The 6,593-nt window shown below is 71.5% G+C and carries 2 protein-coding genes and 2 pseudogenes; all 4 read left to right on the forward strand.

Features of this window, described 5'->3' with window-relative positions; genetic code table 11:
• Positions 1 to 6 precede the first annotated feature (6 nt).
• The 4 genes and pseudogenes from AB0L45_RS16420 (at position 7) to AB0L45_RS16435 (ending at position 6,018) form a co-directional block, all read left to right on the forward strand.
• Positions 7 to 687: an NAD(P)H-dependent oxidoreductase gene (locus AB0L45_RS16420; protein WP_365840294.1), complete on the forward strand. Its 681-nt coding sequence runs from the start codon at positions 7 to 9 to the stop codon at positions 685 to 687.
• A gap of 1,450 nt (positions 688 to 2,137) precedes the next feature.
• Positions 2,138 to 2,293 (forward strand): annotated as a pseudogene (locus AB0L45_RS16425) (helix-turn-helix transcriptional regulator); the annotation flags it as partial.
• Positions 2,294 to 2,455: 162 nt separating this feature from the next.
• Positions 2,456 to 4,360 (forward strand): annotated as a pseudogene (locus tag AB0L45_RS16430) (NB-ARC domain-containing protein); the annotation flags it as partial.
• 1,217 nt (positions 4,361 to 5,577) lie between these two features.
• Positions 5,578 to 6,018, forward strand: coding sequence for an RICIN domain-containing protein (locus tag AB0L45_RS16435; protein ID WP_365840296.1), 441 nt, complete (start codon positions 5,578 to 5,580; stop codon positions 6,016 to 6,018).
• The last annotated feature ends 575 nt before the right edge of the window (positions 6,019 to 6,593 follow it).

Here is a 6,593-nt window from a genome sequence, read left to right on the forward strand (position 1 = left end):
TCCGTCATGTCGACCTTCGATGCTGCTCCCACCGCTCTGATCGTCCATGCTCACCCCGAGCCCGGTTCGTTCAGTACCGCCCAGATGACCACCGCGGCGCAGGCCCTGCGCGATGCCGGATACCGGGTCGACGTCCTCGACCTCTACTCCGAGGCATGGGCCCCGGTCCTCGCCCGGGACGAGTTCGCACCGGTGGAAGGCCACTTCAAGCCGCAGGCCGAGCAGCGGCGCGCAGTCAAGGACGGGACGCTCGACGCGGCCGTCCAGGCCCATCTCGGTCGGCTGCTCGCCGCTGACCTGCTCGTGCTGTCGTTCCCGTTGTGGTGGTTCTCGCTGCCCGCCATCCTCAAGGGCTGGGTGGACCGGGTCTTCGTGATGGGCGGTGTCTTCGGCGGGGACTACGGGCTCTTCGGCGACGCGGCGCTCGCCGGCAAGCGGGCGATGCTGCTGTTCACGACCGGCGGATCCAGCGCGTCGTTCCGGCCCGGCGGTGCCTTCGGCTCGGTGGACGACTTCCTGTTCCACATCCACCGCGGCATGCTGGAGTTCGTCGGCTACCAGGTCCTCGACCCCGTGGTCACCTACGGGCCGACCCGCATGACCGACCAGGAAAGGGCAGCGGCGCTGGAGACCGTCAGAAAGTCCGTCACGCTCGCCGCGGCGGATGCGCGGACGACCGTTCGCTGACCCAACGCCGCCGAGGCCGGGAATCCGCGGCCGGCACACCGCCCCCGCGGCCGCAGTGCCGTGTGTCAGCACGCTCAGCGTCAGCCCGTACCGACCCTGGGCCTGGAGGCGGACCGGTCCACTGTCGTTCGCTGACCTGGGGGTGCGTTGCGTGCGACGCGCCGCGGCGATGAGCGATGGGGCGCGGTAGAGATGCCGCATGGTGGGGCGATGGGCGCGGTCGTCGGCTGTAGCGACATGCCGGCCGCCGGCCAGATGCGCCAGGCCGCCACGGCAGGAGCAAGGCGTGACCGACATGGAGCGGTTGCGGCAGCAGCTGCTTGCGCAGGCGCGCCCCGGGATCACTGGGACCGGCCCGGCGATGACTGGGGAGGACACCCGCGCCGGCCTCCTTCCCTGCGCCCCCTGGCGGTCCGGCGCCGGTTTCCACTGCCGGATCAGGTCCAGGGCACTGCGGGATACGGCCCGTACGGGCCCGGATCTCGCTGTCCTTTACTGAAGTCCGCGCGTGACGGGCCCCATTGCACTTGGCTCTCCCACAGGTCAGTCCGTCCTGCGGGCAGTGCCGGGTCGCAGGAGACGCCGGACATCTGGGTGCCAGCGGGATCGGTGCCGTCGGCCCCGGTGAGGTCCTCCGCGACCCGAAAGTCCAGGGCGGTCATGACCGCGTCGATCCGGCCCCTGCTCGTCGGTGAGGCCGGGCAGCAGGGCGCAGGTGGCGGAGGCGGAGGCGATGATGCTGTACCAGGTGCAGTGCAGGAGGCCGGCGACGGCGAGGCAACGGCAACGTCGTGTGCGCCGCAGTGAAGGTCACCGCCGCCCGACAGGCCGTACGCGGACTCGTATGCGCAGCAGGCCCGCTCAGTGATGGTGGCGCGTGCCGGCCGGCTGCCCGGGCAGCCGAGCCAGTCCGTCACCGTTCGCTGCGGTGAAGGCCGCCCGTGTTCTCGGTGGGTGCTGGGAGCCTGGCTGGATAGACAGGGACAGGGACAGGGAAGAGGAGCTGCAGCGCGGCGGGGCCTAGGCACGGACTTCGACGACCCGCCCCCGCCCCCGTCCCCGTCCTCGCCCCCGTCCCCGCACCCGAGCCCGCGGCCGGACCCCGGCCGGCAGACGCGGGCCGGTGGGACGGGGACGGCAACCTTGCCTGAAGCGGGGCTGCCGCCCGGGCCCACGCCCGGCTACGGCGCGACGTCACCCGCCGCGACCGTGGTGCTGGGTGGTGTGAGCGTGGTACACGGACCGCATGTGGGCAGCGGGTGCGGTGGTCGGCTGTCCGGTGGTGGCCGGATTCTTCGTCCGTGCCCCACGCCAACCTGAGGCCGCACCGGCAAAACAGGAGGTCTACTCGCAAAACCGCGTGCTGCATACTTTTGCGGGTGGGGTGCGCAACCGGTGGGCCCTGTTGTGGTGGGGCTCTGTGGGTCCTGTTGTTGTGGGGGCTGTGAGTATGGGTAGGGGTGCGCCGGCCGACGGCGGTTTCGGTGTGCTTGTGCGCAGTTTGCGCAGGAGCGCTGGGCTGACGCAGGAGGAGCTGGCGCTGGCGGCGGGGATCAGCGTGCGGGCCCTGTGCGACATGGAGCGGGGCCGCTCCCGGGGACCGCAGCGCCGGACCGTGCAGGCTCTGGCCACGGCCCTGCGCCTGAGTCCGCAGGACGCGGGGGAGCTGGAGCGCCTGGCGAGTCTGGGCCGGTCTCGCCCGGCCCCGGGGACGGACGCCGCCGCGCCTGCCGCTGGAGCACAAGCCGTTACGCCCACGGGTGCGCCCGATCTGCTGCCGCGCGCGCCGCGCGGCTTCCACGGGCGGGCGGCGGAGCTCGCCGCTGTGTCCCGGGCCGTCGTGGGCGAGGCGCCCGTCTGTCTGGTCATCGGGCCCGCCGGGGTGGGCAAGACGGCGCTCGTGCTGCACTGGGCCCACCACAGCCGTGCCGGGTTCCCCGGCGGGCGGCTCTACGCCGACCTGCGCGGCTTCGGCGACACGGGCGAGCCTTCCGCCATGGAGGTGCTGCGCGAGTTCCTGCTGGCGCTGGGGGTGGCGCACGGGCGGATACCGGAGTCGGTCAACGGCGCGGCTGCGCTGTTCCGGTCGCTGGCCGCCGACCGCCGGCTTCTTGTGGTGCTCGACAATGCGCGGGACTCCGAGCAGGTCAGGCCGCTCCTGCCCGGCGGGCGCCGCTGCGTCACCGTCGTCACCAGCAGACACCGGCTGCCGGGGCTGATCGTCACCGACATCGCCCGGCCCGTCGCCGTGGACGTGCTCGGGCCAGGGGACGGCACGATGCTTCTGGCCGGGGTCCTGGGCGCTGACCGGGTACGCGCGGAGCCGGTGGCTGCGCGACGGCTGGCCGAGCTGTGCGGCGGGCTGCCGCTGGCGCTGCGGGTGGCGGCCGCCCGGTTGGCCCAGCGGCCCGCCTGGCCGCTGGGCGCGATGGCCGCCGAGCTGTCCGACGAGACGCGCCGGCTGAGCCTGCTGGACGTGGAGGACACCGGCGTGCGAGCGGCGCTGCGGGTGACGCTGCAACAACTCCCTGGGCACGTCTCCCGCCTGTTCGCCCATCTCGGCCGCCACCCCGGCACGCACGTCGACCGGTATGCCGCGGCGGCCCTGGCGGACATGGACCCAGCAGCCGCCGAGACCGGTCTGGAGCGGCTGGCCGTCGCGCATCTCGTCACCGAGACGGCGCCCGGCCGCTGGACGATGCACGATCTGGTGCGGCTGTACGCACGCAGCCTGGACGCCGGGCCCGATGCGCTCAAGCGCGTGCTCGACCACTACATCGCCACGGGCCTTGCGGCGGTGGCCGCGGCCGAGCCCGGCAACGAGGAGTGCTTCTCGCTGCCCGAGGACTACCTGCCGCCCGCCGCCGTACGGGAGTTCGGCGACCGGTCCGCCGCCGTGGCCTGGTACGCGGCCGAGCGGGACGACCTGACACGGGCGGTGGCCGCGGCGCACGCCGCCGCACTGCACGGCAGGACCTGGCGGATCGTCCTGACGCTGTGGCCGCTGATCGTGTGGCGTGTGCGGGACGGCTGGGCCCCGCTCCTTGAGACCGCGCTCGAAGCGGCCCGGGCCGACGCCGACCAGCACGGCGAGTCACGGGTGCTCAACGTGCTCGGCTGGATCCTGATCGAGGAAGGGCGCATCCCGGAGGCGCTCACCCACCTGGGCGCCGCCTGCGCCCTCGCCTCCCGGGCCGGTGACGCGGTGGCCGAGGCGAACGCCCTGATCGTTTTGGCCATGGCACAAGCGGCACTCGGCAGCCTGGACCAGGCCGCACAAGACTGCGAACGGGCGGTGGAGCTGGCGCGCCAGGCCGACGACCGGACCATCGAAAAACTGGCCCTGCAACACCTCGCCCGCCACTGGGCCGACGCCGGCAAATGGCGCCAGGCCCTCGACACCGCGACCCAGGCCCTGGCCCTCCACGACCGGCCGGATACGACCGACATCCCCCGCACACTGCTGCTCATGGTCAAAGGAGAGGCCCTGCTGGGCCTCGGCAACAAAGCCGAGGGCATCAGGCAACTCGACCGGGCGGCCCGGGAAGCGGAGTCCTCCGGCTACGACGACGGCGCGGTACGGGCGCTCGGCGCACTGCTGCGCGTATCAGCCGACGCGCAACTCCAGGCACGCTACGACGCGGCACTCGCGCGACTGTCCACCCGGACGTGAACCGTGCACGCGGCCGCTGCCGGCCGCTCTTGGCCGGCGACGCGTGGGGCGCTGGGGATCACACTGCCGTCGCTGCGGGCGGCAGAGCCGGTGGACTGCCGCAGGCTCCTCGATCACGGACGTCCAGCGGGGCAGCACATGAGTGCCGGCCGGAACACCCACCTCGCCGTCCTGACCGGCCGCTCACGCCGCCCGGCCTTCAAGGCCCCTGTTCCCCGCGGACGTCGACCTCGACCTCGATGGCGATGAAGCATCCGAGCCTCCGGCCTGGCCGGCGCCTCGGCGAGCGCAGGGCAGCAGCCGCCTTCGTCCATGCCAGCACCATTTCGGCCAGAGCCGTCTGGAGCAGGCCCACACAACTCTGGACGGTGCCAAGGACTTCCTGTTCAGGCCCTGATCACCTTGCACCTCCTTCGCCTTCCGAGCCCGCGCGACGGGCCCGAGCAGTGACCGCGGTGAGTTCCGCCAGTGATCCGAATACCGAACGCATCCTGACTGCCCTCGCGCCGGCCATGCCGGCAGCCCGCACGGCGGCCACCACGCTGCTCGCAAGTGCTGTCGTGGGCGTGGCGCAGGCCGGGCTGGGGCCACCAGTACGCCCGGTGCACGGTGCCCCGATCCCGGCTGGTCTGGAGCGTGGGTGATCTGGTGTTCGGTGCGGCGGTCGGCGTGGTCCAGGCGCGCCATGACCGGCGCGTACTTCCAGGTGCCGTCGTCGTGGACCTGCAGGGCCGGTCGGTCGCCGGGCGCCCAGCACCACACCCGCGGCTCGGGTCCGTCCTCAGGCCGCCACGGCGGGACCTGCGCGGGTTCCTCGATGTGCTCACTCACGCTTTGCATGATGCGAGCGAGCAGTGACAAGCCGGTCAGGTACTTGTTCTGTGATTTCCCGGCATGATCATGGCGAGGTAGTCTGACGATGGTCTTGATGCGCCTTTGTGGGCATTAAGGCTGGCATTACCGCTATAGACCACGGCCACCACGGCAGTGGGCGGACACGTGCACGTGGGCGCCCGTGGTGCGGGTGTAGCGGCGAACGGGGCTTTCATCAGACTTCCAGCGCCGACCGGTGTCTTCTCACACGGACGGCGTCTGAGCACGTACGGGCGCGGCTGCGCCCGCGTCCTCTGCGGGAAACGGGCGCCCATCGCCGTGGGCCCGCCGAAAAGCAGCCGCTGCCGGCCGGGGTCGCTCAGAGACCCAGGAGGAAGACTTTTATGAAGCGTCTGATAGGTGCGGTCGCGGCCGCGGCAGTTCTCGCCCCGGCATTTGTCGTCGGAGGCTCGGGGCAGGCCTTCGCTGCCACCAAGACCGTTCAGTGGAAGAACAAGGCCACCGGCTACTGCCTGTCGTCCATCCACGACACGGTCAGCACAGACAAGTGCAACCTGCGGATCACCAACTGGCGGGAGACGAAGCAGGCCGACGGGACCTTCATCCTCAAGAACTCGACCGACGGGTGGTGCTTGGACAGCAGGAAGAACGGCACCGTCTACACCCACTCGTGCAACGGCGGCAACAACCAGAAGTGGCGCGAGACCAAGGATTCGCTGGGCTGGCGTCTCACCAACAAGGCCACCGGCAAGACCATCGGTGTCAACACCGAGGAGGTGTACGCCGGCTTCGACGGCGGCATCAAGCACCAGCGCTGGAGCTGATTGACCGCACACACCCCGGCTGGCTCCACCTGACCCGGCGCGGTGGTGGGGCGCGGAGCACGAGGGTCATGAGAGAGACCGAGTTGATGCCGAACGCGTTCGCATTTCTGCGCCACCGGGAATGCTCCAGCGCCGCGGCTTCGCCGGCATCCTCATTGACCGAGGCCTCTGACCAGAGCGTGTCGCCGGGGCCCGGTCCCCGGGACGCCCTCCGGCCCCGGTAGCAGGCACGCCGCTGCTGGCGTTTGCCGATTGCTGTCGGCGGCACGGTTCAGGCCGTGCGGCGGGGGCAGCGCGGTAAGCGGAATCAACCTGGCCGCACGATCCGGCGCCTGGCGCGCACCTTTCACGGTCCGTGGCAGGCGCCGGTCGCCCCTTCTCCCTTATCCGCAGATTCTGCCGTCCGGCCCTGTGGCTCCCCGGCGGAGGTGTGGCGATCAGTCGAGAATGTCATCGAACGCCGTCAGCAGCCGACGCTCATGTGACGGAGTGGTGATCTTCAGAGGGCTGGGCTGCTGTGGTCTGGTGTCCCGTCTTTGGAGTGGGACTTGGGACGGCTGAAGCGGTTGCGTTGG

Source organism: Streptomyces sp. NPDC052496 (assembly GCF_040679095.1).
Lineage (GTDB): Bacteria > Actinomycetota > Actinomycetes > Streptomycetales > Streptomycetaceae > Streptomyces.

Bases quoted from the DNA above. Each gene is read 5' to 3' on its own strand.
- AB0L45_RS16420 (WP_365840294.1), top strand. From the start codon at position 7: ATGTCGACCTTCGATGCTGCTCCCACCGCTCTGATCGTCCATGCTCAC.
- AB0L45_RS16435 (WP_365840296.1), top strand. From the start codon at position 5,578: ATGAAGCGTCTGATAGGTGCGGTCGCGGCCGCGGCAGTTCTCGCCCCG.